A 23,249-nucleotide genomic window follows, 5' to 3' on the forward strand; every position below is an offset into this window, starting at 1 on the left:
CAATATTTAAATTTCTGTATTTTTTAGTTCTATTAATTTGTAAATGTTGGGCTCAACGGTCCGATGAGCAGCTGTTCGCTCGGCAATATAGTCACTTAGCGTATCTTGCAAAGCCTTGTTAATACGACTGTACAAGCCTGTTATTTTGGTCACATCCTTTTCGGTAAAAAAGGCTTTCAGTACCAACTGATTAAAAGAATTTTCTGAAAGATATTCTGCTGCAAAAGGATTATGATACATAATGGCTTCGAGTACGGTACCGATATTACTACGAATACCATTCTCAGCTATGCCGATCCATTCTTCAGGATAAGAATAAAAAGGTAATGCAGAATATAACGCCACTTGCTCATTCATTTCTGATGCAGTAAAGAGTCCATTTATTTTCTTTAGATAACCATCTTTATCTGCGGGAGATACCTGCATTAACAGCCACACCCTGCCCAGCCTGTCGATGCTCCAGCCTTCTGTTGAAAAGCCAGGGGCTCGTTCTTTTAATTTGGTCAATTCTTCTTCAGAAACCGCTGATAAGTTCTTTCCGGCATGATTTGGTAATTGAGAAAAAGCCTGATTTAATTGCAAGGACTTATCCTCCGTTCGAATACTTTCGGCCTTTGATTCTAACCATCCAAATGCGTCGTTGGACAGGTTTTTCTTTAATATTGAAAAGAAAATAGCGTCTAGCTCATTGAGCTGCACTGTACTTAATGAAGACATTTTTTTAATCTTAGTTAACGGCCACAAAATAGTTAATGGCAAGCGCTCCGCTGATAATCAGCAGTCCAAAGAATTCCCTGGTTTTCTCGATGTAGGGCTTAGTCGCCTGCATACTTTCTACCAGGCTGGGTCTCTTGTACTTTTGAATCCAGTCTCGCACGCCATCCTCGGAAAAGAATAATATGATTGCATATATCAAGTAGAAAGATATGGCACCTAAATAAACATTTGGATAAAATTTGTTAAAAATGGCAAATCCACAACAAACGGAAGCAACCAGATAGATTGGAACCCAAAGCCATGGATCTATATCATTCAAGTTGAGATAAGCGAAGACGACGAAAGAAAGGCAAAAAATTGCGTTTAGAATGCTCAGCAGCATGGTAATGAAATTTAATTTGTGTGTTATTTGATTACTTAACACAAAGAAACAGATAAATAAATCGATTTAACAATAGGCAATTGCAAAAAAGAAAATATATGACAACTCTTTGTGTATTAAGTTGTATTTTGATCAACAATTAGTAAATGCCCAGCGCATTGATGACCAAATAGTTCAAAATCAGAATGTTAAAAAAAGTTCCCTTACTCGTGCTTGCACTAGGATTCCTCTTCTCCTGTGTAAGTAATCAACCAGCTGTTAAGACTTCTTCTAGTACTCCCGCTTCTTCATTAGAAACTAGTTTTATCAAACCGCCAGATTCCATCCAGACAAGCGTTTATTGGTATTGGATGTCAGATAATATCTCTAAAGAAGGTGTGGTAAAGGATCTGCATGCCATGAAATCTGTGGGCATAAACAGAGCATTCATAGGAAACATCGGATACGAATCTACGCCCTATGGCAAGGTGAAATTGTTCTCAGAGGAGTGGTGGAACATCATGCACACTGCACTAAAAACCGCAACTGAACTAAATATTGAGATCGGGATTTTCAATGGTCCGGGATGGAGCCAGTCTGGCGGTCCATGGGTTAAACCTAGCGAATCTATGCGTTACCTTTCATCGTCGAAAGTAAATGTTATAGGACCGAAAAGGATCAATCTAAAATTAGAGAGACCAGAAGGTGACTTTCAGGACGTAAAGCTAATTGCTTACCAAACTCCTAAGAACTATGTAAATAGCATTTCGGCCTTCAATCCTAAGATCAGTACCTCACAAAAAGTGGATGACGTCGAGCGACTAATCGATGGCAAAATGGATACGGAGGTCAGGATCCCAGGTTCAGAAAATTTTAGTATCGACTTCGATGTAGAGAAAGCCTTTACAGCTAGAAGTCTTGTTCTATATCCCGGGAAAAAAGGAGTAAATCTCCAGGCTCAACTTCAAGTAAAGGAAAATGGACAATATAAAACGATCAAATCATTTGATATCAATCGCAGCAATGATAACCTGAATGTAGGTTTTAAGCCTTATGGTCCAATTGCAGTTTCCTTTCCAACAGTAACGTCGAGTAACTATCGTTTGGTGTTTAGCAGAACAGGAGACTTCCTGATCCAGGAGATAAAGATCTCTGCTACTCCGGTCGTTGGAAATTTTATAGAGAAAACGCTGGCGAAGATGTATCAGACCCCGCTGCCATACTGGAATGAATACCAATGGGCGGATCAGGCTGTCATAGACGACCCAAAACTAGTAATCGATCCTTTAACTGTTGTCGATATTTCAAAATTTATGACTGATGATGGGGTGTTGAAATGGACGGTTCCGCAAGGTGACTGGACAATTATGCGTAGCGGGATGTTGCCAACGGGAGTAAAAAATGGACCAGCGTCACCAGAAGGAACAGGCTTGGAAATCGATAAGATGAGCAAAGCACACGTAGCTACTCACTTTGATGCATTTATGGGAGAGCTATTGAGACGAATCCCAGCGGCCGACCGCAAAACCTGGAAGATCGTAGTTGAAGACAGCTATGAAACCGGTGGACAAAACTGGACAGATGGAATGCTCGATAAATTTAGGGCTAATTACGGTTACGATCCAATTCAATTTCTTCCAGTATTACAGGGTGAAGTTGTTGGTACGCAAGACAAATCTGACCGTTTCTTATGGGACCTGAGAAGATTTATTGCTGATCGCGTAGCTTATGATTACGTAGGTGGATTGCGAGATGTAAGTCACAGACATGGCTTAACTACCTGGTTGGAAAATTATGGCCACTGGGGTTTCCCGGGAGAGTTTCTGCAATACGGTGGACAATCTGATGAAATTGGTGGAGAATTCTGGAGTGAAGGTGAACTGGGGAACATTGAGAACCGAGCGGCATCTTCAGCGGCTCACATTTATGGTAAGACAAAGGTTTCTGCCGAGTCCTTTACTGCCGGAGATCAACCTTATAAAAGATATCCCTATGTAATGAAACAGAGAGGTGATCGTTTCTTCACAGAAGGGATTAATAACACGTTGCTACACGTATTTATCGAACAGCCGAGCGACGAAAAAGTACCAGGCATAAATGCGAATTTTGGTAATGAATTTAATCGTCATAATACCTGGTTCGGTTATTTAGACCTATTTACGATGTATTTAAAACGTACCAACTTTATGTTGCAGCAAGGGAAATATGTAGCGGATGTGGCTTATTTTATCGGAGAAGACGCACCAAAGATGACCGGGGTAACGGACCCTGCGCTTCCTTCTGGATACTCATACGATTATATCAATGCAGAAGTCATCAACACGAGAGTAAAAGTTGTAGACGGTAGGCTGGTATTGCCGGACGGAATGTCATATAAGGTGCTCGTACTTCCAAAACTAAAAACAATCCGCCCAGAGTTATTGGCAAAAATCAAGGATTTAATAATGCAGGGTGCGGTTGTAATGGGGCCAGCGCCAGAGCGGTCGCCTAGTTTGGCTAATTTCCCTGAAGCCGATAGCAAAGTCAAGACATTGGTTTCAGAAATTTGGGGGGATGTAAACGGCACGTCTGTGAAGTCAAGAAGCCTTGGTAAAGGGAAAGTGATGTCTGGCATGGATATGGCATCCGCATTGAACAATTTAGGGGTCGTCCCTGATTTTAGTTCCAACACTAAAGACCAAGTATTGTATATCCACCGTAGTTCTGCAGATGGAGAGATCTATTTCCTAAGTAATCAGAACGAAAGAGAAATAAAATTGACTCCTGAATTTAGGACTCAAGGGATGCATCCCGAAATCTGGGATCCTGTTACTGGCGAGATACGAGTATTGCCGGAATTTACGCAGAATGATAAGGTAGCTGCAGTAGCACTCACTTTAGCGCCGCTGCAAAGCATATTCATTGTATTTAAGAAAGCAACTGGCCTTCGCGCGACTGCTGCTACAAACTTCCCTTCGGCAAGTGAAGCAGTAGAAATTAAAGGTCCCTGGAAAGTTAATTTCGATGAGAAGATGAGGGGTCCAAAGGAAACTGTAGTATTCGGTAAGCTAGTTGACTGGACATCAAGGCCGGAAGAAAGCATTAAGTATTACTCAGGTACAGCCGTTTATAACAATAGCTTTAAAACTACCAAGGCAGCTGCCGGAGAACGTATATATTTAAATCTAGATGGCGTGAAAGTGATGGCTAAAGTAAAAGTAAACGGCATACCTGTAGGAGGTGTATGGACAGCACCTTGGAGAGTAGATATAACTGATGCCATACAAGCTGGTAGCAATACATTAGAAATTTCGGTGGTGAACACATGGGTGAATCGCCTAATTGGCGATAGTAGATTGCCGGAATCCCAAAGGAAAACATGGACAAACAATAATCCTTACCGTCCGGATAGCAAATTGGATGCTTCTGGTTTAACAGGGATAGTAACTGTTAGTAAAATCAAATACTGATCATACTAACAGCTTTTATAAATATTCGTAGGAGTAAGTAATTGCGGACTTATATTCCAATTTTGATGGTGGGTCAGTATCGGTAACTATGGCGCTAAGCGGCATCCCATCAGTGTCATAAACATAGCTGAATGACCTCTGATGCTTTACTCCCCTTGATTCGGTTTTGATAGTTAGAATTTCGTTTGTAGATACACGATCGAATTTTTCGATGGCAAGCGGCCATCTGATAGAAGCATTAAAGAATACATTCTTCTTTTCACCGTATTCAAAATCGTAGTTAATAAATGCCCTATTTGCGATTTCAACCTCCGATATAATGTTTGCGTTATCGTATTCGTAATAATGTCTTCTTGTATTGCTCCCTGTTTCAAAAATATTGATCTGTCCGGTTTGAGAAAGACTGCTGATATAATCCAAATTCAGTGTCCTTTTAAGAACTCCAGCTGTATAAATCTTGGTAACGCCCTTAGAAGGGTAATTATCCTTATAAGTGATTTCTGAGACTGTATTTAGATACCCATCATTGACATCCATGCTTGTTAATTTATCGTCAGTGTAAAAGTATTTCGTCAGCTCACTACCCGTTTTGATGGTAGATAGTTGTCTTTTTTCGTTGTAGGTCAGTGTTGTAATTGTAGTTGTCATGCCGTTCACCTCAGTGATTTTAACCAAATGTCGTTCAGAGGTATTTAATGCCATCCCCTTCTCACTTTCTTTGGTGCAAGAAAGCAGCCCAACTGAACTAAGCAGTACAAAAATCAAAGTATTTCTTCTCATCACAAACCAATGTAGAATTAAAAATACGGAAATTTTACTGGAACTAGAAAGGGTTAATTTGTTCCAATTCATCCTAATTCCATGGCAATCGATTCAAATCTAGGTCGTAAATTCGGCAATTCCTGTTGGCATTTTTTTTGAAGTTTACGAAGTTTTTCCACCGTTAGATTGTTGTCATCCACCCTGCATAAGCCTATTAAATCGGCTAACAGGTATCCGAATGCGCTTACCTCAATCTTTTCCAACAAAGGGTTTTCATAAATAGTAGCAGCGCCGAAATCGCTAAAAAGGGTATTGCAATCATTATCAATTAAGATATTGTGCGCGTACAAGTCGCCGTGCATAATCTTTTTGTTGTGCAATTGTGCTGCCACGGAGGCAATCGTGCTGGCGATCTTTAACGCCTTTTCTGATGTAAGTTTGAGTCCTTCTGGAAATACATCTTTGGTACAGGATTCCAGGGTTGGTGGAGCTCCCAGGTTGTGGAAGTTAGAAGGTATAAGCTCCATCACTAAACCCTTCTTGTTCTCTGGGTGATTGCTGATCTGGCCAACCAATTTTACTAAACCTGGATGAAGTCCGGCAGTAATGCAGGTGTTCATCTCGTCTTCTGGAAGCCCATCGCTGGTAACCTCGCCTTTAAAGACTTTAACCGCCAGCTGTTCCGCTAAAACTCGGCTATTTCTCCGTACTTGATAGATTATCCCTGAGGCACCCTGGCCTAGAATATGCTTCAATTCCAGGTCCGTCCAACTAATCAAATCAAGCGCTTCAATTTTGGGAGATCTAACAAAGGGATTTCCCGAAAATGCAAGCCATGAAAGTTTCGGCATGCTCAGCAACCAATCTGGTAGACCGTTCAGTCTGTTTGCAGAAATTCTTAACAATCTTAAGTTCCTACAGTTTTGAAGTGTTTCAGGAAGATCCGTCAGTCTGTTTCCGGCAAGCATTAACTTTTGCATTCGCGTACAACCACCAATAGTTGAGGGTAACTCGCGAATCTTATTGTTGGTCAGGATCAGCCACCTTAAATTACAATTTATCGATTTAGGAAAGATGGTTTCTATCTTGTTAGATTTGAAGCCAACAATATCCAGTGTTAGGCAGTCGCCTAATTCCCCCGGTAGGTATGTAAAGTTGTTATCTGAACAGAAAAAGACCTTTAACTTTTTTAGTCGTCCGAAATCTTTTGGCAATTCACTGAGTCCTGTGCCGGAGAGATCCAGCGTTTCCAGGGTATCTGCAAGCTCGAAAATCTCCTCCGGAAATTGAGATAGATCTTCGGAGAGTTTAAGTGTTGCTGCCCCTTTAAGTTCTCCGTTACGTAATTGTGTAAGTGTATGCATATAGTGATGACGCTAAATATAGAAGTTCTTAACATACATTTAATCGACTTCATAGTTTTTAGTCACATTACCCATCTACTTTGCCGCTGATCAATAGGTTAAATCATTAGGGGCAGGTAGCGAATCTTTAAAGCTATTTGTAAATAACTACGAGCTTCCTCTAAAGTTTTAAGAAGTGTTGATGGTATTCTGAAGACATCTTTTCCCAGCTGAAATTTTCCGTTGTAAACGAGATAATCTGATCAGGACTTAATAAAGTATCTTCTTGATTTAAGCGGTTGCGGTTAAGGGCGGCAGCCCAGCTTTCGGCATCACCGGATGGTAGGAGCACGCCATTTTTGCCATGAACGATTGCGTCGGTTATTCCGCCACTTGCTGCAGCAAATACCTTTGCACCCTGCATGCAAGCTTCTAGGCAAACAAGCCCAAAGCCTTCCATATCGCCATAAACTTCAATGTTGGGCATGACAAAAGCATCCGCAACACTAAGGAGCTCATTCATCTCCTGCAAAGGTAATTTACCCATTCTGATCACCTTCGGGTTTTGGTTGGGATATTCCAGCAACTGCCGAAGTTCCCGTTCATCACTAGGTGAGCCTAAAAATAATTCAATTTTATCCTTCAAACGATTGGGCAGCGCTCCAATAAACCTGTGCGAAAAAGATGTAGTATCTTGTGTCGGACCAATTAGGAGTAGCACCGTGTCAAGATCTAATAGAGGCAAAACATTCTTGATAAACCAAGAGAAGCCTTTGCGCTTGACCGGTCTGCCAATGGCCATCAACACTTGCTTTCCGCGGATGTCCAGTCCATGGTTTCTAGCCATCATGTCGTCAATATCAGTTCGTGTTACGGCTATTCCGTCCGACACATCAACACCATTCTTTACCACAACAGTCTTTTCTTCTGAAATGCCGCGCTGCCTGCATGCTGTTGCTGTGGCGCTGCTCACTGCAAATACCAGATCAAAATTATTGAACTTTGGAAAGATTACCTTCTGAAAAAGCAGGGAGGGAAATACGACGTCCAGTCCGTGAAAAGTAACGGAGCGTTTCAAGTACAGGTAACCCGTATGAAGCAAGCTTACAGCTGCAATCAGTCCGTCGTTAAAATGAATAATGGTAATGCCGGGGTTCTTGCTTAATAGCAGCTTTATTCTTTTTTCTAAAGACAAGAAAAAGCAAATTCGACTTTCGCCTTGGGTGTAAACGAGCTGATGAACTTTGGTAAGCGCAGCCATTCCTCTGATCAATTCATAACTTTGCTTTTCCATCCCTCCTGTAGCCGGAGGGTATTTATGACTTACGAATAAGATCTCCATATCAGGTTTGCAAAACAGGTATCTTCCGGTGGAATATCAAAAAGTACACGGATATACCAAAACAGGCCCATACCAATTGTCTTGCCCTGCGAAGTATAGATGCCGAGACCCATATTTCTACGCCGGGAATGCCTATAACCATCAGCATAATTTTGTTTCCATATTCTTCTACACCTAGTTGGCCTGGGATAAAGGCGCCAGCCGCTTTAAAAATGATTACTCCAAGGTCGACCAGTAGCGCCTGCATAAGTGTCACTTTTAAGCCCAAAAATTTTAAAATGAAATAAAATTCCAGCGATCCTGCCAGCCAATGCAGCAAGGCGAATAAGCAAGAAAAAAGCAATAGTTTGCTGTGTAGGTGAATTGCTTTTTTAATGTCGGCCGTCAGCTCCTTCAGCTTGGCTAATAATGCGGATCTGTTCATTAATCCAATAGGTACAACTCCCATTTTCATGGATTGGAAGTGGCTTGAGGCAGTTTCAGGATGTTGTATCAATATCAGGCCGACCGTACTCGCCAGCAAGAACAACTGAGTTGAAATCATAATTAATCTGGCGAGCAGTATGGAAAGTACCAGTGATTTTTTATTTATCATATATTTTGCCAATAACAGCCCTTTTAAGGCATCCCCGCCAATCACGCTTGTTGGGTTAAACCACGCTACTGTTTCTCCAACATGACGAATCAGAAATAGACGTGTTAGAGATACTTTTTTAGCATCATTTCCCAAAGTATATTGCCAGCTCAACGTACCCAAAACGTAGGCTATAAAGGTGATAAATATCAATAGATAAAATCTATAACCTATCTGGAAGATCAATGCTAAAGCTTTTCTGAGGTCAGTGGCCTGAATAAACACCAGTAAAGAAGCCGCGATGCAAAGCGAGATAGCTAGGAACAGGCTTTTTTTCATACCTGATTTCCGAGATATTTTTTTTCTTTGCGAAGAAGCATTTGTTGGATTTCTTCAAAATATGTTCCTGCCAGGTGCTCCCATCGTAGGGAGGAACTGCGCTCCAGTCCTTCTGTAATGAATTGATTTTTCAGCGGGATATCACCCAGTACCTGAGAGATCCTTCTAAAATAATCTTCCTCATCAAAAGGTGCACATTTGAAGCCGTTCAATCCCTGTGTTATAAAGTCTGCCGAGCCACCGCCGGCTGCGATTACACATGGTAATCCTGAGGCCATGGCTTCCAATACCACATTGCCATAGGTCTCAGATACCGAGGTGAAAAGAAATACGTCGGTACTGGCATACAGCATAGAGAGGGTTTCGTGATCCACCTTACCCGTAAAAATGGCATTTTTCATCTTTGCTTTGCAAGCTTTCAATGCTACCCCATCGCCGGCGATTAGAATATTAACCTTTAACGCAGACTCTTGAATCCTATCGTAAATTCTAAAGAGTGTTTCCAGGTTCTTTTCCCAGACCAATCTGCTTGCAAAAAATATTGTCGGATAGTCGTTATCCGTCAACTTTTGCATAAACGCCCGATCAGCTTTCTCTGGAGAAAATAGTGTTGTATTAATTCCTCTTCGCCAAATACACATCCTCGACGTTTCGACACCCATCGTTTCGAGTTCCCGGCGAATGCTTTCTGCAGGAACATAAACTACATCGCAATGGTTGTAAAATGCCTTTTGCGTTCCTGCAATTGCCCGTTTTACTTTGCCGATAAGGAAGGGTGCATGTTTAAAATAATAGTCTATATAAGAGATGAAATGAGTGTGATAAATAGAGATGATAGGGATATGGTTTTTATTGGCGTATTTAAGGGCGAAAGCGCCTAGCAGGGATGGCGTAGCTATATGAATAACATCTGCCCCAAATTCAGTGAGTTTGTTCTTTAGCTTTTTGTTAGCCAATGCAGGAAGTGCCATCGTGTAATTGGTATTTATCGGCAGGTTGATAACTGGAATTTTCATACAATCACAACCCATGATCCGATCCGGACCAACGCCGCATATAAATAGAAATTTAAACTGTTTGTGGTCAATTCTCTTGATTAGCTGAAACATGGTACGGGAAGCACCATCAAAATCTTCGATTAGTATTTCTGCAAAAAAAGCAACTTTAGTCCTTTTCATAGGGAAGATAAATAGTAGGGAACGACTACTCAAATAACCTGTTATGTTGTTGCCTTAGCATCTTTTTAACATTATTAAATTGTTATTTATAAGATATACGCGTTCTACTTAAAGGTAAATGCGCTTACCTTTAGTTGATAAGAAAATTGGATGTATTGGTACGAAGACGAGGTGAAGCGATTGGAAGGAGATCGGCTCAAAGAGGGATATGAACCCGAGACTATATTTTATGGCAGCTCCTCCATTCGTTTATGGGATCGTTTATATGAGGATTTTCCTACTAGAAGGGTGACTAATATCGGTTTCGGCGGATCTACCCTTGCTGCCTGTGTATGGTTTTTTGAAAGAATCATGATGCATTACCAGCCTAAGGTATTGTTGGTTTATGCCGGTGATAATGACTTGGGAGATGGCAGGCATCCTGAAGAGATCTTTGTCTTCTTTCAGCAGCTAATGGTTAAGGTCGCGTTGAGGTTTGGCGACATACCATGTTATTTTATCTCCCTAAAGCCAAGCTTGACACGCTGGCACTTGGCTGATCAGTTTAGTTATACTAACAATTTGATCGAAAGTGAGATCATAAAATGCAACGGAAACTGGACGTTTATCAATATTTATAAATGCATGCTGGATAAGAATGGCATGCCTAACGGTAGGTATTATGAGCAAGACGGGTTGCATTTAAGTGCGGATGGCTATCTGTTATGGAAAGATATAATTCATTCTCACCTGGGCTAATCATTACGCATTAATAACATGACCTTAACATCTAAGCGTGATATTTCCACAATTAAGCTTTATGCATTATGAACAGGGAATACCATAAGTGGTTTAGCCACAGGCTTGACCGGGAAATGGAACTTTTGATATTTGGCCATAAAGGTCGTGCAGTCTTGTTCTTCCCAACGCGGATGGCCAGATTTTACGATTATGAGAACTGGGGGATTGTCAATGCGCTCCGCGAACAGATCAATCGTGGCGTACTACAACTGTTCTGCATCGATAGTGTTGACAGTGAGAGCTTTTACAATACAGCCGTTCATCCGGGTGTGAGAATCGCCAGGCATCTTCAGTATGAAGATTACATCATCAACGAAGTCATCCCATTAATCTACAACAAGAATGGAAGTGGATATATTGAAACTGCTGGCTGCAGTATGGGCGCTTACCACGCCATTAACCTTGCTATGAAATATCCATGGCTATTTAATAAAGCTGTCGGCATAAGCGGCAGGTACGACCTCACCAAGACCCTTGGCACTTTCAAAGACCTTCTGGATGGGCGCCACGATAAAAATGTTTACTTTAATATGCCTGCGCAATACCTTCCCAATCTAAGCGATAGTTCATTGTTGAATGCCCTGCGTGGACTTGAGCTGATTTTAGTGATAGGAGAAACAGATCCGTTTTTCCAGTCAAACATGGAATTAAGGGATACGCTTCGGAGTAAAAATATTTCTAATCAATGCCATGTCTGGGGCAGTTATGCACATAAACCGCATTATTGGCGACAAATGTTACCATTATATTTATAGTCGTTTAGGTAGTTTATGGAAAGAAGATCAGCATTTGAGCTCGGTGAACCATCTAAATTTGCTAGATTTTTACCTCATGTGCAACAACAGTCGCTTAAAATATTTTATTGGCGCTAATATATTCGATCTCTTATTCTTTAAACATTTTATTCAACGCTTGCTGTACTTTAGAAACGTCACCTTCAATTGTCTTTTTAACCTTTATATCTTTCACTTCATTTAAATCACAGGTTATAAGGATGTTATCGGCATCATTAACTACTACAAGTTGAAACTTGTGATCGCCAAATTGAAATGATATGGTAAGCCCGTTAATTTGCTTAGAAATCGTTTTTACAAATTGATAACTGCTGCTTAAGGTATCGAAGCAGTCTTTTACTGCCTGAAATACGAAATCTGTTTCAATGCTTAAACCGTTCACTACAATGGTAGTAGATCGTAAAGCTCCGTGTAATTCTATTTGTGATTCTGTGCCCTCTTCAATGTTTTGCAAAGGCTCTAAAAGATCTTCACTGTAAAGTATTTCTTTTTTGTCGGTGATCTGAATGGTGATATTGCTAGAGATATCTGTTACTTGTTCCAAATGAATCTGGTCATTACCATCTTTGATAATGGTTATATTTTCTGATTGCTTCTCTATTTTGGCATCCGCTATCGCAGATTTAATCTTTTCCGAAATATATGTTAAAACGTGATGTTGTTTGATCTCTGACATGGATGCAAAGTTATCATATAATTTTTTATTCTGCATTCATTTCCTTTTCTTGATTCCTGATTGCTCTCAGTCTTTTTTTGTAAGTCTGCTTCTGGAGGCTGGGAAATCCACTATTTTTGTGCCGCTGAATGCGCTTTCTATCGCATCTGAAATTCTTTTAGAGCCAGGATAGAAAAATAAATTAATGTTAAGTGTAATTACTAGAATTCCTTTAACCAGCTAAAATTTTTTTCAAGAACTTCCTCTTTATGTTGTTTAAGGTAGTCAAGATAAGCGTGTGCAACAGGAGACAATTTTTTGCTTTTTAACCAAATTAATCGCCAGGTCGATGTAACAGGCAAGCCAGAAATAGGAATAATTTGCAAGTCCTTGTTCAACAGCTCTGTATGAGCGCCGATTAATGGCATAACCGAATAACCTAAACCGGCAATAACAGCTTGTTTTACCGCCTCATTAGAAGTGAGTTCCATCTTTTTTCGAACTTTTACCCTACTTTTTTCGAAAAAACTTTCCATTACGAAGCGGGTTCCTGACCCAGTTTCCCTGTATATTAGGGGAATATCATTTAAAAAAGACTTTGGATAGGTTGTTTTGTGAAACTTTTCATCAAGATTGCCAATGAGGTACAAATGATTTTTTAGAAGCACTTCTTCCTCAACTTTCATTTTATCGGGTAAGACCGAAACCAATGCGAAATCTACCTCATTATTTGCCAGACTTTCCAAAACTTTTGATTTATTGGTCACATCCATAGTCAACTCAACATCGTGGTTTATTTTTAGGAAGTCCGATAGAAAATAGGGCATAATATATTTTCCTGTAGACACTATTGTAAGTCTTAGACGCCCAGATAAAATCCCCTTGTAATGGGAGGTTTTATAATTGATAGCATACATTTCATCAATTATCCGCTGAGCCATCTCTGCTATTTCATGTCCGAAGTCAGTAATGTAAACCTGTTTTCCGACTATTTCTGTGAGGGCGATATCAAACTGGTCCTGAAAGTTCTTGAACTGAATTGAAACTGCGGGTTGAGTTAAAAAAAGCTTGTTGGCAGCCTTGGTTATGCTTTTAGTCTCAACTATCTTGAGAAAGACTTGCAACTGATGAAGGGTATAGTTCATAAAAAATGCTTATGGTTTACATAGCAAATATAAATGATAATATATGGATTATCTGCAATAGGTTTGTATGGTATCAACTAATGTAAAATTATGAAAAAAATTACAGTTGCCAAGGGCGACGGCATCGGGCCAGAAATAATGGATGCTACCCTAGACATCATCCTGGCTGCGGGAGCTAGGATAGAAATTGACGAAATCGAGGTAGGTGAAAAAGTTTATCTTGCAGGGAATACTTCGGGCATTGCCAAGGCATCTTGGGAAAGTATCAGAAGCAACAAGGTTTTTCTGAAAGCCCCCATTACTACCCCGCAAGGTGGAGGGTATAAAAGCCTGAATGTGACTACCCGTAAAATGCTTGGACTTTACGCCAATATAAGGCCTTGCAGTAGTCTATATCCTTTCGTAGAAACCAAGCACAAAAATATGGATATGGTCATCATTCGTGAGAATGAGGAAGATCTTTATGCAGGTATCGAACATCAGCAAACTGATGAAGTGGTCCAGTGCCTTAAATTAGTCAGCAGACCCGGATGCGAGAAAATAATACGTTACGCCTTTGAATACGCCAAGCTATATGGCAGAAAGAAAGTAACCTGTTTCACAAAAGACAATATCATGAAACAGACCGACGGCCTTTTCCATGAAGTATTCAATGAAATAGGATATGAGTACCCGGACATAGAAAAGGAGCATTGGATTATTGACATTGGTGCTGCAAAGATGGCCGATACTCCCGAAATATTTGATGTGATCGTTACCCTTAACTTATATGGTGATGTGATCTCTGATATCGCTGCCCAGATAGCGGGCTCAGTTGGACTTGCAGGCTCGGCAAATATAGGTCAGGAGTGCGCCATGTTTGAAGCCATACACGGTTCTGCTCCTAGAAGAGCGGGACAAAACATGGCCAATCCATCAGGCTTATTACAAGGTGCGGTTATGATGCTGAACCATATCGGGCAGAATGATATAGCAGAAAAAGTACAAAATGCTTGGTTGAAAACTCTAGAGGATGGAATACATACTTACGATATTTATAAGGAAAACACCAGCAAAGAAAAAGTAGGTACCAAAGAATTCGCCCAAGCGGTAATCAGTAGGTTGGATCAAAGTCCCAAGATTTTAAAGACAGTAAATTATAGCGAGGTAAGTCCAATAATCATTAAGCCTTATCAGCGTAAACCTTCCACAAAAAAAGAATTGGTTGGCTTTGATGCTTTTGTTCACTGGAAGGGACTTGACCCCAATGAACTAGGAGAGATTATCAGCAAACTGAATACGAAAAGTCTTACAATCAACATGATTACTAACAGGGGGATTAAAGTCTGGCCTCATGGATTTGAGGAAACCTTTTGCACTGATCACTGGAGATGTAGGTTCAAGGCAGCGGATGGAAAAACAATCTCAAAAAGGGAAATTGTAAACATTCTGTGGGCAGCCATACAAAACGGTATAGACGTAATAAAAACTGAAAATCTCTATTATTTCGATGACAAAGCAGGTTTTTCTCTTGGACAGGGGCAGTAAAACCAATCTAATCTGACAAGAAAAGTAATTTATTAAATCACAATGGAAAGTAAAGAAATATTCACACTTATTGAAGGAAAGTTCGATCCTATGGACGCATTAACCTTGATCTCTACATTGTTTGGTACGAAGATCGAATACCATAACCGAAATATTCTCAGGGCACATGAAGGTGGAACCAACCATTCACAAGAGGATGAAAGGGTTTCCGAGCTGAAAAAATCCCGACAGGCTTTTCAACAAAAAATGAGGGAAGCCATAGAACACGGAGATCAGGTGGAGATAAAAAGCATAATAGCATTAAGTTTTGTGCTTAAAGAATCGCAATCTGTTTCAAATGAAGGTTCATGATTTTTATTCAGTTAGAGAAATAATGCTTGCCTCGATGCACGGAAAAGAGCAGGCGATTGCTCCCTGGCTAAAAACGGAACTGAATATAGATCTAAGGGTTGCCGAAAACCTGGATACAGATAATTTCGGCACATTCAGCGGGGAGATTGAACGCAAATACAGCCCTGAAGAAACCGCAAGGTTGAAGATTGAACAGGTATTCCGTCAAAATCCAGAATGCCGTACCGCTATTTCAAGTGAGGGATCCTTTTTTCCTAATCCGATGTTTGCGCTTTCAACGTTAAATGAAGAGCTGCTACTGCTAATAGACCGTAAGACGGGTGTTGATGTACTGGTAAAATATTATTCTACTCATACAAATATGGCACGGTCGGAAGTTTCAACTTTTGCAGAGTTGATGGACTTTGCTGGGGGTATGGGCTTTCCTAAGCATGGGCTTATTTTAAAAGTAAATATTGGCGATGGTAATCAGGAAATTTTGAAGGGGATTAGATCTGTTGAAATATTGCAACAGGTTTTTCAACATTTCATCGCCATATCAGAAACAGGGGCTGTAGCTGTAGAAACAGATATGCGCGCCTGCTATAATCCGACCCGCATGGAGAATATCGGTTTAGCTGCGTTAGGCCTCGTATCTCGTCTGAAAACCGTTTGCCCAGCGTGCCATTATCCCGGTTTCGGAATTACAGAATACAGGAAAGGCTTGCCATGCGAAAGCTGCCATTTGCCTACCCGCTTGCTATTGAGCCATTTTTACGAATGCGGAAGCTGCCACTTCAATACCGAGGAAAAATTCCCTGAAAAAAAAACAGTGGCGTATGCGGGATATTGTTACTATTGTAATCCATAAACTAAATTTAATGAACGAAAAAAAAAAATATTCACTTAGAAAAGCAATTTACAGGTTTTACCAGCTGGTAAATGTTGAGCGCAGGGAAATAATGAATGTATATTTTTATGCGGTCATCAGTGGGTTCATTCTTTTATCCCTTCCGCTGGGCATACAGGCAATTACCAATTTGCTATTCGGTGGCACGGTAAGTACTTCCCTAATTGTTCTGATCGGGGTGGTTATTCTAGGAGTAATCTTAAATGGGGTTTTGCAAGTTGGGCAGATGAGGATTACCGAACGGATCCAGCAGCGAATCTTCACCCGTCTAACCTTCGCCTATGCCTATCGTATTCCGAGGATTAGTTTGTTAAGCATCGATGAATATTATTTGCCCGAACTAGTGAACAGATTTTTTGATACTGCAAACTTGCAGAAAGGTTTTTCTAAGCTGTTGCTTGATTTCCCAGCTGCCAGCATCCAGATTCTCTTCGGGCTAACCCTGCTGTGTTTTTATCATCCGGTATTTATCATTTTTGCCCTGATGATCATCACCTTGGTTGTACTGATATTTTACCTTACCAGCCCCAGAGGATTTAACACCAGCATGGCCGAATCAGATTATAAATACGACGTGGCGCATTGGCTGGAGGAAGTGTCTAGAGCTATTAAAACCTTTAAATTTGGTCAGGAACATGAACTGCACCTGGATCGTACCGATAAGCTGGTTACCGGGTACTTGGAGTCGCGGGATGCTCATTTTTCTGTTTTGCTTTTCCAGTACCGGGTAATGATTGCTTTTAAAGTGGTCGTCATCGGTGCCATTTTAATCGTTGGATCTTTTTTGTTCATCAAGCAACAGATTAACCTTGGGCAGTTCATTGCGGCTGAAATTATCATTATCACTGTTTTAAATTCTATTGAAAAAATGATTTTAAGTCTTGAGGTGCTGTACGATGTTCTTACGTCATTAGAAAAATTAAACAAAGTACTGGATAAGCCCCAGGATGACGAACATACCCTAACTTTAAATCACCAGATGGCCATTACAACTGGCATGGATATCAAGATCAACGGCCTCACTTTCAGTTACCCTGATCACAAACCGGCAATCAACGGAATAGATATACATATTCTTTCCGGAGAAAAAATATGCCTTATGGGCCCAGAAGGTTCCGGAAAGTCCACCCTATTACGACTTCTAGCAGGTATTTATAATGATTTTTCAGGCAATATTCTTTACAATGATATGCCCCTGAAAATGATTCCTGGAAATATTCTTCATAGGCGGGTTTCAATATTGCTGGCCGATGAAGAATTGTTCAGCGGCACTTTGTTCGAAAATATTACCGTAGGAAATAAAGCAGTTGGTTTGGAAGAACTTGATGCGGTTTGCAAGATTGTAGGACTTATAGATTATATACACGGCCAGCAGAAAGGTTATCAGGTTTTTTTAGATCCGCAGGGAAAAAAGCTGTCGTACAACATTATCCAGAAGATCCTGCTTGCCCGCTGCTTGATCTTGAAGCCAGCACTGCTATTAATGGAAGACGGCTGGATGGGTATCGAAGCGTCAGTTCGGGAACAGGTAATCAGCTATTTAACAGCAGCGTCAAGTGAATTTACTATGATAGCGGTAACCAGCGACGAAACTTTCTCGAGTCGTTGCGACCGCAGGATCTATATGGAAAAGGGATCTATGAAACCGAATACTATTTAAGCAATTTTATGTTTTTAGATACAAAAATACCTTACGCACAATTTAGCAAGTTTAAAGCTTTTGGAAGAGTAATGAGACAACATCCTGGAAACAAGGTTAGCAATAAATGGATTGCCATTCTTATTGTGTTGTTTGTAGTAGCTTTATTTCTGCCCTGGACACAGAATATTCAATCTGGTGGTCAGGTTTCTACCTTGAACCCCCAGCAGCGCCCCCAGCAGATCAACAGTATTATTGCCGGTAGAATTGCGGAATGGTACGTAAAGGATGGGGATCTGGTTAATAAAGGAGATACCCTGGTCCGTATTACCGAGATTAAAGAAGATTACCTTGATCCTTCGCAGCTAACCCGGGTAGACGAACAGATCAAGGCCAAGGGTGCTTCTATTGAATTTTATAAGGACAAGGCCGAGGCTACTGGCTCACAATCGGCCGCTTTAGGGAATTCCAGAAAATTAAAGCTAAGCCAGCTGGTTAATAAAATAAAACAATATGCGCTACTTGTAGGGTCTGATAGTATCAGTTTTGCGGCCGCAGAAAACCAGTTGAAAATAGCCGACCAGCAGCTGCGCCGCCAGAAGCAGTTATATGATGCCGGACTGAAATCATTGGTCGAGTTTGAGCAGCGCCAGCAAGCTTACCAAGATGCAGTATCTAAGAAGATAAGTGCCGAAAATAAGTTTTATAATAGTCGTAATGAACTACTCAACATAAAGATAGAGCAATCCGCCATTGGCCAGGAATACGCTGAGAAAATATTAAAAGCGACTGGAGATCGCTTTTCCACTTTATCAGAGATGGCTTCTACGAGAAGTGAAGTGGCTAAACTACAAAATCAGTTGGCCAACTACCGCATGAGACGAAATTTTTATGTGATCACTGCGCCGCAATCCGGACAGGTTATAAAAGCCAGTAAGGCAGGGATCGGCGAAACGGTAAAAGAAGGTGACCCTTTGCTGGAGATTGTACCCACTGTCTTTGATGTGGCCGTAGAGATCTTTGTAGAACCCGTTGATTTGCCCTTATTGAACAAAGGGCAGAAGGTAAGACTACAGTTTGACGGGTTTCCTGCGATTGTATTTTCCGGTTGGCCAAATTCATCATACGGTACTTTCGGAGGAAAGATAGCCGCCGTTAATCCATCTATCAGTATAGGCGGTAAATTTAGGGCATGGGTAGTACCCGATGAAAGCGAAAAAAGCTGGCCCGAACAATTGAGATATGGTTCTGGTGCAAAGGGAATTGCTTTATTGAAAGACGTAACTATAGTATATGAACTTTGGAGAAAGTTAAATGGATTCCCTCCCGAATTTTACCAGGCAGTCAACACTGCAGGAGATAACAAAAAGGACAAGAATAAAGATGAAAAATAAACTATTCGCTGTTCTTTTGACGTTAAATTTCGCTATACCTGCTTTTGGCCAGACGGTAGTGGATACATTAAGCTGGGGTCAGTTTAAGGAGGTACTGATGACCTATCATCCAATCGTGGCAAGGGCAAACCTGAACAATAGTCTTGCTAAAGCACGTTTGTTGCAGGCTTGGGGCAATTTTGAACCAAAGCTTTCCTACAATTACGATCAAAAACGGTTTGGTGGTACCAATTATTACCGTTTTTCGACGCCAGAGGTAAAGTTGCCACTTTGGTATGGTGTAGAATTAAAGGGTAACTTCTCTGAGGCCGAGGGTGCTTACCTTAACCCCGAGAATAAATTACCGCAGGAAGGGCTAAGCTTCGTAGGATTAAATATATCATTAGGAAAGGGACTACTAATGGATAAACGCCGGGCAGTCATGAAACAAGCCCGGATCTTTACGGAAGCCACTACCAATGAGCAGTTGCGCATCTTAAATGACTTGGTTTTTGAGGCGGGAGAGGCTTATCTGAATTGGCAGAATCAATACAGGATTAGCCAGGTTTTTGAACAGGCTTTGGCGCTTTCCACGGTGCGGTATCAAGCAGTAAAGGAAGGGCTTTCTGGAGGCGACCGACCGGCAATTGATACTGTTGAGGCCCTGACCCAATTGCAACAGCGTGAGGTGCAGTTGCTGGAGGCTCGATTAGAATTGCAGAATTCTTTATACGAAATCAGCTCATTTTTATGGCTGCCAGAAAACCAGCCTGTTGACCCTCAAAAACTAAGCATAGTTCCTCAGCGTGTTGCAGTCATATTGCCAGGTAACCCGGATGCATCTATAAACAATAACCCTAAACTAATCAGTTACGGATTTAAACTTCGCGATCTGGAAATTGAAAGGCGGTTAAAGGCAGAGAATCTTCGGCCCACAATTGATCTGCAATTAGGAATCTTAAACAGCGGTTCTAATGCTTTTAGAAATCTGAACGTTCCTTACGGGCAAAACAACAATAAGATTGGGATTCAGGTAGCCTTTCCGCTGACCTTTGCCACGGCCAGAGGCGAGCTGGCCGAGGCCAGAATAAAGCTACGAGATACACGGCTGGAAGAGAGTTTGGTTCGAAATGACCTTAACGTTAAACTAAATCAGAATAACGCAGAAAAAGAGACGCTTCGATCTCAGCTTGTTCTGATCCGTCAATCGCTGGAAGCAAACCAGAAGCTGTTGGAAGGTGAGGAGCTGCGGTTTAAGTTTGGAGACAGCTCTTTGTTCCTGGTGAACGCCAGGGAAAGTAAACTACTAGAAATACAGGAAAAATTGATAGAGACAGAGAATAAGATCCGCAAGAACTGGTTGAAAGGGGAATGGATTGTGGGCGGCTTAATCAAATGATTAAAAGTGCGCGTATAAATAATAAATAGGTTTTATGATGAGACTACAAACAAAAATTTATTTAGGTTCGGTATTTATGATCTTTTTTTTGGTGATGTCTTTCTTTATCAAAGATCTTCCTTACTATCAATTTTTCGCTTCAGTTCCCATAATAATAGGATCTTACACTTATCGCCTGTTGTTGAAACAAGATAGGCTCTCACAGGAAACTTACGCAACTTTAAGACCAAATGATCGGATTTTATGCCGTCGGAAAACCAGGGTTAAAGTGGTTAGAAAAAGATCAACATATGGAAATAACCACAAATGTCAAACAGGCGAAAGACGCATTAATAAAAAATAAATTAATTGCCATTCCCACAGAAACAGTATATGGGTTGGCAGGTAATGCTTTTAGCGAAACTGCTATAAAAAAAATATTCGCACTAAAAAAGAGACCCGAGTATAATCCCTTGATTGTTCACATTAAATCGTTCGCTTATTTAAATGAAATTGCAAAAGATATTCCTCCCGATGCATTAAAATTAGCTGAATATTTTTGGCCAGGTCCGCTAACTTTAGTGTTAAAAAAGCGGGATTGTATACCTGATAGTGTAACAGCAGGTAGAGAAAGCGTTGCGGTAAGGGTTCCTAATCATTTATTGACGCTGGATTTATTAGCGCAACTTGATTTTCCTTTGGTAGCACCAAGTGCAAATCCATTCGGCTGCATAAGTCCCACATCTGCCCAACATGTTCAAAATTATTTTAATAAAGAAATTGAAGTTATTATGGATGGCGGTTTATGTGTGAGAGGAATAGAATCAACCATCATCGGATTTGAACATAATCAACCCATTTTATATAGGCACGGTGCCTTATCAATAGAAGAAATAGAAAAAGTAATCGGACCATTAGCCCTCCAGACTAATAGTGATAGCAGACCAAATGCGCCTGGAATGCTCTCCCGTCATTATGCCCCTCGTACAGATTTGCATGTAACCAACAATGTGAACCAAACGGTTAAAATCTTTGACGGAAGAAAAATTGGCCTTCTTGTGTTTAAAGATAGGCTTGTCGATAACGGGATAATCCATCAAGAAATACTATCAACAAATGGGGATATTACAGAGGCCGCAAGCAACTTATTTAGTGCGATGCACCGTTTGGACAGGCTAAACCTAGATGTAATTATTGCCGAGAAATTTCCAGATAACGATTTGGGTAAAACAATCAATGACCGGCTTGAAAGGGCATCAAAAAGAAAATAGATGAAAACTGTTATTCGGAATGCAAAGGTGGTAAATGAGGGAAAGGTTGTAGTTAGTGATATCTTCCTGTCCAACGAAAGAATTGAAAAGATCCAGTCTGTTATAGCACTACCCGGCAAAACGTTGTACGATGAAATTATTGCTGAAGGCCTTTATGTATTACCAGGCATTATTGATGATCAGGTACATTTTCGGGAACCCGGACTAACTCATAAGGGAACTATTTTCTCTGAATCCAAGGCAGCTGTCGCAGGTGGGATTACGTCTTATATGGATATGCCGAATACACTACCGAATACACTTACCCAGCAGTTATTAGAAGAAAAATATACGCTGGCATCCGAAAGTTCACTTGCTAATTATTCTTTTTTTATGGGTATAGCTAAGGATAATCTTGAGGAGGCTTTAAAAACTGATAACGAAAAGGTTTGTGGAATAACAGATGACGGTCTTTACTTCAATAATGAAGAGGGTATTTTAGCTAATTACCCGTACTTCCTCGAGAAGCTTTTTTCGAGAACTAACTCACTGGTTGCGCTACACAGTGAGAATGATGTCATAATCCGCCAGAATACTGAAAAGTACCGAAAAATATACCATGAGGATATACCTTTCAAATTTCATCCGTTGATAAGAAATGAAGAGGCCTGCCTAAGCGCTACAAAGTGTGTTCTGGAAATAGCCAAAAAGTGGAATAACCGTCTTCATTTATTTCATATCTCCACGGCTGCAGAGGCAAATCTATTTGATAATCAATTGCCTGTTGGCAAAAAACGCATTACAGCCGAGGCTTGTATCCACCATCTCTGGTTTTCAGATGCGGATTATGAAAGGCTGGGAGCCAAAATAAAATGGAACCCCTCTGTTAAATCTGAAAACGATAAAAACGGCCTTTTATCTGCCCTGTTAGCGGGTAGGCTAGATGTCATAGCCACAGATCACGCACCTCATACGCTACAAGAAAAAGAAGGAAACTATTTCAATGCACTGTCAGGTGGCCCATTGGTTCAACACGCGTTGCCAACAGCCCTAGAGCTATATCACCAAGGTAAGATAAGTCTAGAAACCATCGTCGAGAAAATGTGCCACAACGTAGCAGATATTTACAGGATTAAAGAACGCGGATTTATCAGAGAAGGGTATTACGCAGATTTGGTACTGGTTGATAACGATAGCCCCTGGACAGTAAATTCTACTAATATACTTTCTAAGTGTAAATGGTCACCCTTTGAAAACCAATGCTTTAAAAGTCAGATTGTTAAAACATTTGTCAATGGGGTATTGGTATATGACCAAGGATTATTTAATGAAAGTAGAAAAGGGAAGAGACTCATCTTTTCAAAAATTAGGTAGCTGAATATATTGATTAAGATTTTTATTAA

General features: G+C 40.7%; 20 protein-coding genes. 11 read left to right on the forward strand and 9 right to left on the reverse strand.

The features are described 5' to 3' along the window. Positions 1-6: 6 nt before the first annotated feature. Both ACHFIZ_RS09835 and ACHFIZ_RS09840 read right to left on the reverse strand, forming a co-directional pair. Positions 7-717, reverse strand: a complete 711-nt coding sequence (locus ACHFIZ_RS09835) for an EboA domain-containing protein (RefSeq protein WP_410885305.1) — start codon at positions 715-717, stop codon at positions 7-9. Between the two features lie 10 nt (positions 718-727). Continuing rightward, positions 728-1,099 (reverse strand): transmembrane 220 family protein, encoded by a 372-nt coding sequence (locus ACHFIZ_RS09840; protein ID WP_410885307.1) that lies wholly within the window; start codon positions 1,097-1,099, stop codon positions 728-730. A 185-nt stretch (positions 1,100-1,284) separates the two neighbouring features. Here ACHFIZ_RS09840 and ACHFIZ_RS09845 point away from each other — a divergent pair, with 185 nt between their 5' ends. After that, on the forward strand, positions 1,285-4,527 hold the full coding sequence (locus tag ACHFIZ_RS09845; RefSeq protein WP_410885309.1) for a glycosyl hydrolase: 3,243 nt from the start codon (positions 1,285-1,287) through the stop codon (positions 4,525-4,527). Positions 4,528-4,542: 15 nt separating this feature from the next. Here the strand turns inward: ACHFIZ_RS09845 and ACHFIZ_RS09850 are convergent, their stop codons facing one another. The 5 genes from ACHFIZ_RS09850 to ACHFIZ_RS09870 form a co-directional block, all read right to left on the reverse strand. Then, the gene (locus ACHFIZ_RS09850; protein WP_410885311.1) at positions 4,543-5,307 is read right to left on the reverse strand and encodes a hypothetical protein; all 765 of its coding nucleotides are present in this window, start codon (positions 5,305-5,307) and stop codon (positions 4,543-4,545) included. A 68-nt stretch (positions 5,308-5,375) separates the two neighbouring features. Further along, positions 5,376-6,653, reverse strand: coding sequence for a leucine-rich repeat-containing protein kinase family protein (locus ACHFIZ_RS09855; RefSeq protein WP_410885313.1), 1,278 nt, complete (start codon positions 6,651-6,653; stop codon positions 5,376-5,378). A 160-nt stretch (positions 6,654-6,813) separates the two neighbouring features. Further along, entirely contained in the window at positions 6,814-7,974 is a 1,161-nt protein-coding gene (locus tag ACHFIZ_RS09860; protein WP_410885315.1) for a glycosyltransferase family 4 protein, read from the reverse strand. A 1-nt stretch (position 7,975) separates the two neighbouring features. After that, a complete protein-coding gene (locus ACHFIZ_RS09865; protein WP_410885317.1) occupies positions 7,976-8,887 on the reverse strand; it encodes a lysylphosphatidylglycerol synthase domain-containing protein in 912 nt (303 codons plus the stop codon). Beyond that, a complete protein-coding gene (locus tag ACHFIZ_RS09870; RefSeq protein WP_410885319.1) occupies positions 8,884-10,065 on the reverse strand; it encodes a glycosyltransferase in 1,182 nt (393 codons plus the stop codon). Before ACHFIZ_RS09870 ends, ACHFIZ_RS09865 begins: the two co-directional genes overlap by 4 nt. 150 nt (positions 10,066-10,215) lie before the next feature. Between ACHFIZ_RS09870 and ACHFIZ_RS09875 the strand changes: the two genes are divergently transcribed. Further along, entirely contained in the window at positions 10,216-10,803 is a 588-nt protein-coding gene (locus ACHFIZ_RS09875; protein ID WP_410885321.1) for a GDSL-type esterase/lipase family protein, read from the forward strand. Positions 10,804-10,871: 68 nt separating this feature from the next. Then, positions 10,872-11,600, forward strand: a complete 729-nt coding sequence (locus ACHFIZ_RS09880; protein WP_410885323.1) for an esterase family protein — start codon at positions 10,872-10,874, stop codon at positions 11,598-11,600. A 130-nt stretch (positions 11,601-11,730) separates the two neighbouring features. Here the strand turns inward: ACHFIZ_RS09880 and ACHFIZ_RS09885 are convergent, their stop codons facing one another. Then, a complete protein-coding gene (locus tag ACHFIZ_RS09885) occupies positions 11,731-12,315 on the reverse strand; it encodes a hypothetical protein (protein ID WP_410885325.1) in 585 nt (194 codons plus the stop codon). A gap of 200 nt (positions 12,316-12,515) precedes the next feature. Continuing rightward, positions 12,516-13,439 carry a LysR family transcriptional regulator gene (locus ACHFIZ_RS09890; RefSeq protein ID WP_410885327.1) on the reverse strand — a complete coding sequence of 308 codons (924 nt, stop codon included), beginning with the start codon at positions 13,437-13,439 and terminating at the stop codon, positions 12,516-12,518. A gap of 90 nt (positions 13,440-13,529) precedes the next feature. Between ACHFIZ_RS09890 and ACHFIZ_RS09895 the strand changes: the two genes are divergently transcribed. The 8 genes from ACHFIZ_RS09895 to ACHFIZ_RS09930 all read left to right on the forward strand — a co-directional run bounded on the left by ACHFIZ_RS09895 (position 13,530) and on the right by ACHFIZ_RS09930 (position 23,220). Then, positions 13,530-14,966, forward strand: coding sequence for an NADP-dependent isocitrate dehydrogenase (locus tag ACHFIZ_RS09895; RefSeq protein ID WP_410885329.1), 1,437 nt, complete (start codon positions 13,530-13,532; stop codon positions 14,964-14,966). A 42-nt stretch (positions 14,967-15,008) separates the two neighbouring features. After that, positions 15,009-15,317: a hypothetical protein gene (locus ACHFIZ_RS09900; protein ID WP_410885330.1), complete on the forward strand. Its 309-nt coding sequence runs from the start codon at positions 15,009-15,011 to the stop codon at positions 15,315-15,317. Continuing rightward, complete coding sequence (locus tag ACHFIZ_RS09905; RefSeq protein ID WP_410885332.1) at positions 15,304-16,167, forward strand: DUF6671 family protein; 864 nt, start codon at positions 15,304-15,306, stop codon at positions 16,165-16,167. Before ACHFIZ_RS09900 ends, ACHFIZ_RS09905 begins: the two co-directional genes overlap by 14 nt. A 10-nt stretch (positions 16,168-16,177) precedes the next feature. Then, a complete protein-coding gene (locus tag ACHFIZ_RS09910; RefSeq protein WP_410885334.1) occupies positions 16,178-17,866 on the forward strand; it encodes a peptidase domain-containing ABC transporter in 1,689 nt (562 codons plus the stop codon). A gap of 8 nt (positions 17,867-17,874) precedes the next feature. Next, positions 17,875-19,239: an HlyD family secretion protein gene (locus tag ACHFIZ_RS09915; RefSeq protein ID WP_410885336.1), complete on the forward strand. Its 1,365-nt coding sequence runs from the start codon at positions 17,875-17,877 to the stop codon at positions 19,237-19,239. Beyond that, the gene (locus ACHFIZ_RS09920; RefSeq protein WP_410885338.1) at positions 19,229-20,617 is read left to right on the forward strand and encodes a TolC family protein; all 1,389 of its coding nucleotides are present in this window, start codon (positions 19,229-19,231) and stop codon (positions 20,615-20,617) included. The genes ACHFIZ_RS09915 and ACHFIZ_RS09920 overlap by 11 nt, the downstream gene beginning before the upstream one ends. A 230-nt stretch (positions 20,618-20,847) precedes the next feature. Beyond that, a complete protein-coding gene (locus tag ACHFIZ_RS09925) occupies positions 20,848-21,867 on the forward strand; it encodes an L-threonylcarbamoyladenylate synthase (protein ID WP_410885340.1) in 1,020 nt (339 codons plus the stop codon). Next, positions 21,868-23,220, forward strand: a complete 1,353-nt coding sequence (locus ACHFIZ_RS09930; RefSeq protein WP_410885342.1) for a dihydroorotase — start codon at positions 21,868-21,870, stop codon at positions 23,218-23,220. Positions 23,221-23,249: the final 29 nt, after the last annotated feature.

The sequence above is a fragment of the Pedobacter sp. JCM 36344 genome, from assembly GCF_046546555.1.
Classification (GTDB): Bacteria; Bacteroidota; Bacteroidia; order Sphingobacteriales; family Sphingobacteriaceae; genus Pedobacter.

What these genes read in the sequence shown, in the direction of transcription:
- ACHFIZ_RS09835 (WP_410885305.1), bottom strand. Translation starts at nt 717, where the DNA reads ATGTCTTCATTAAGTACAGTGCAGCTCAATGAGCTAGACGCTATTTTC.
- ACHFIZ_RS09840 (WP_410885307.1), bottom strand. Translation starts at nt 1,099, where the DNA reads ATGCTGCTGAGCATTCTAAACGCAATTTTTTGCCTTTCTTTCGTCGTC.
- ACHFIZ_RS09845 (WP_410885309.1), top strand. Translation starts at nt 1,285, where the DNA reads ATGTTAAAAAAAGTTCCCTTACTCGTGCTTGCACTAGGATTCCTCTTC.
- ACHFIZ_RS09850 (WP_410885311.1), bottom strand. Translation starts at nt 5,307, where the DNA reads ATGAGAAGAAATACTTTGATTTTTGTACTGCTTAGTTCAGTTGGGCTG.
- ACHFIZ_RS09855 (WP_410885313.1), bottom strand. Translation starts at nt 6,653, where the DNA reads ATGCATACACTTACACAATTACGTAACGGAGAACTTAAAGGGGCAGCA.
- ACHFIZ_RS09860 (WP_410885315.1), bottom strand. Translation starts at nt 7,974, where the DNA reads ATGGAGATCTTATTCGTAAGTCATAAATACCCTCCGGCTACAGGAGGG.
- ACHFIZ_RS09865 (WP_410885317.1), bottom strand. Translation starts at nt 8,887, where the DNA reads ATGAAAAAAAGCCTGTTCCTAGCTATCTCGCTTTGCATCGCGGCTTCT.
- ACHFIZ_RS09870 (WP_410885319.1), bottom strand. Translation starts at nt 10,065, where the DNA reads ATGAAAAGGACTAAAGTTGCTTTTTTTGCAGAAATACTAATCGAAGAT.
- ACHFIZ_RS09875 (WP_410885321.1), top strand. Translation starts at nt 10,216, where the DNA reads ATGTATTGGTACGAAGACGAGGTGAAGCGATTGGAAGGAGATCGGCTC.
- ACHFIZ_RS09880 (WP_410885323.1), top strand. Translation starts at nt 10,872, where the DNA reads ATGAACAGGGAATACCATAAGTGGTTTAGCCACAGGCTTGACCGGGAA.
- ACHFIZ_RS09885 (WP_410885325.1), bottom strand. Translation starts at nt 12,315, where the DNA reads ATGTCAGAGATCAAACAACATCACGTTTTAACATATATTTCGGAAAAG.
- ACHFIZ_RS09890 (WP_410885327.1), bottom strand. Translation starts at nt 13,439, where the DNA reads ATGAACTATACCCTTCATCAGTTGCAAGTCTTTCTCAAGATAGTTGAG.
- ACHFIZ_RS09895 (WP_410885329.1), top strand. Translation starts at nt 13,530, where the DNA reads ATGAAAAAAATTACAGTTGCCAAGGGCGACGGCATCGGGCCAGAAATA.
- ACHFIZ_RS09900 (WP_410885330.1), top strand. Translation starts at nt 15,009, where the DNA reads ATGGAAAGTAAAGAAATATTCACACTTATTGAAGGAAAGTTCGATCCT.
- ACHFIZ_RS09905 (WP_410885332.1), top strand. Translation starts at nt 15,304, where the DNA reads ATGAAGGTTCATGATTTTTATTCAGTTAGAGAAATAATGCTTGCCTCG.
- ACHFIZ_RS09910 (WP_410885334.1), top strand. Translation starts at nt 16,178, where the DNA reads ATGAACGAAAAAAAAAAATATTCACTTAGAAAAGCAATTTACAGGTTT.
- ACHFIZ_RS09915 (WP_410885336.1), top strand. Translation starts at nt 17,875, where the DNA reads ATGTTTTTAGATACAAAAATACCTTACGCACAATTTAGCAAGTTTAAA.
- ACHFIZ_RS09920 (WP_410885338.1), top strand. Translation starts at nt 19,229, where the DNA reads ATGAAAAATAAACTATTCGCTGTTCTTTTGACGTTAAATTTCGCTATA.
- ACHFIZ_RS09925 (WP_410885340.1), top strand. Translation starts at nt 20,848, where the DNA reads ATGATCGGATTTTATGCCGTCGGAAAACCAGGGTTAAAGTGGTTAGAA.
- ACHFIZ_RS09930 (WP_410885342.1), top strand. Translation starts at nt 21,868, where the DNA reads ATGAAAACTGTTATTCGGAATGCAAAGGTGGTAAATGAGGGAAAGGTT.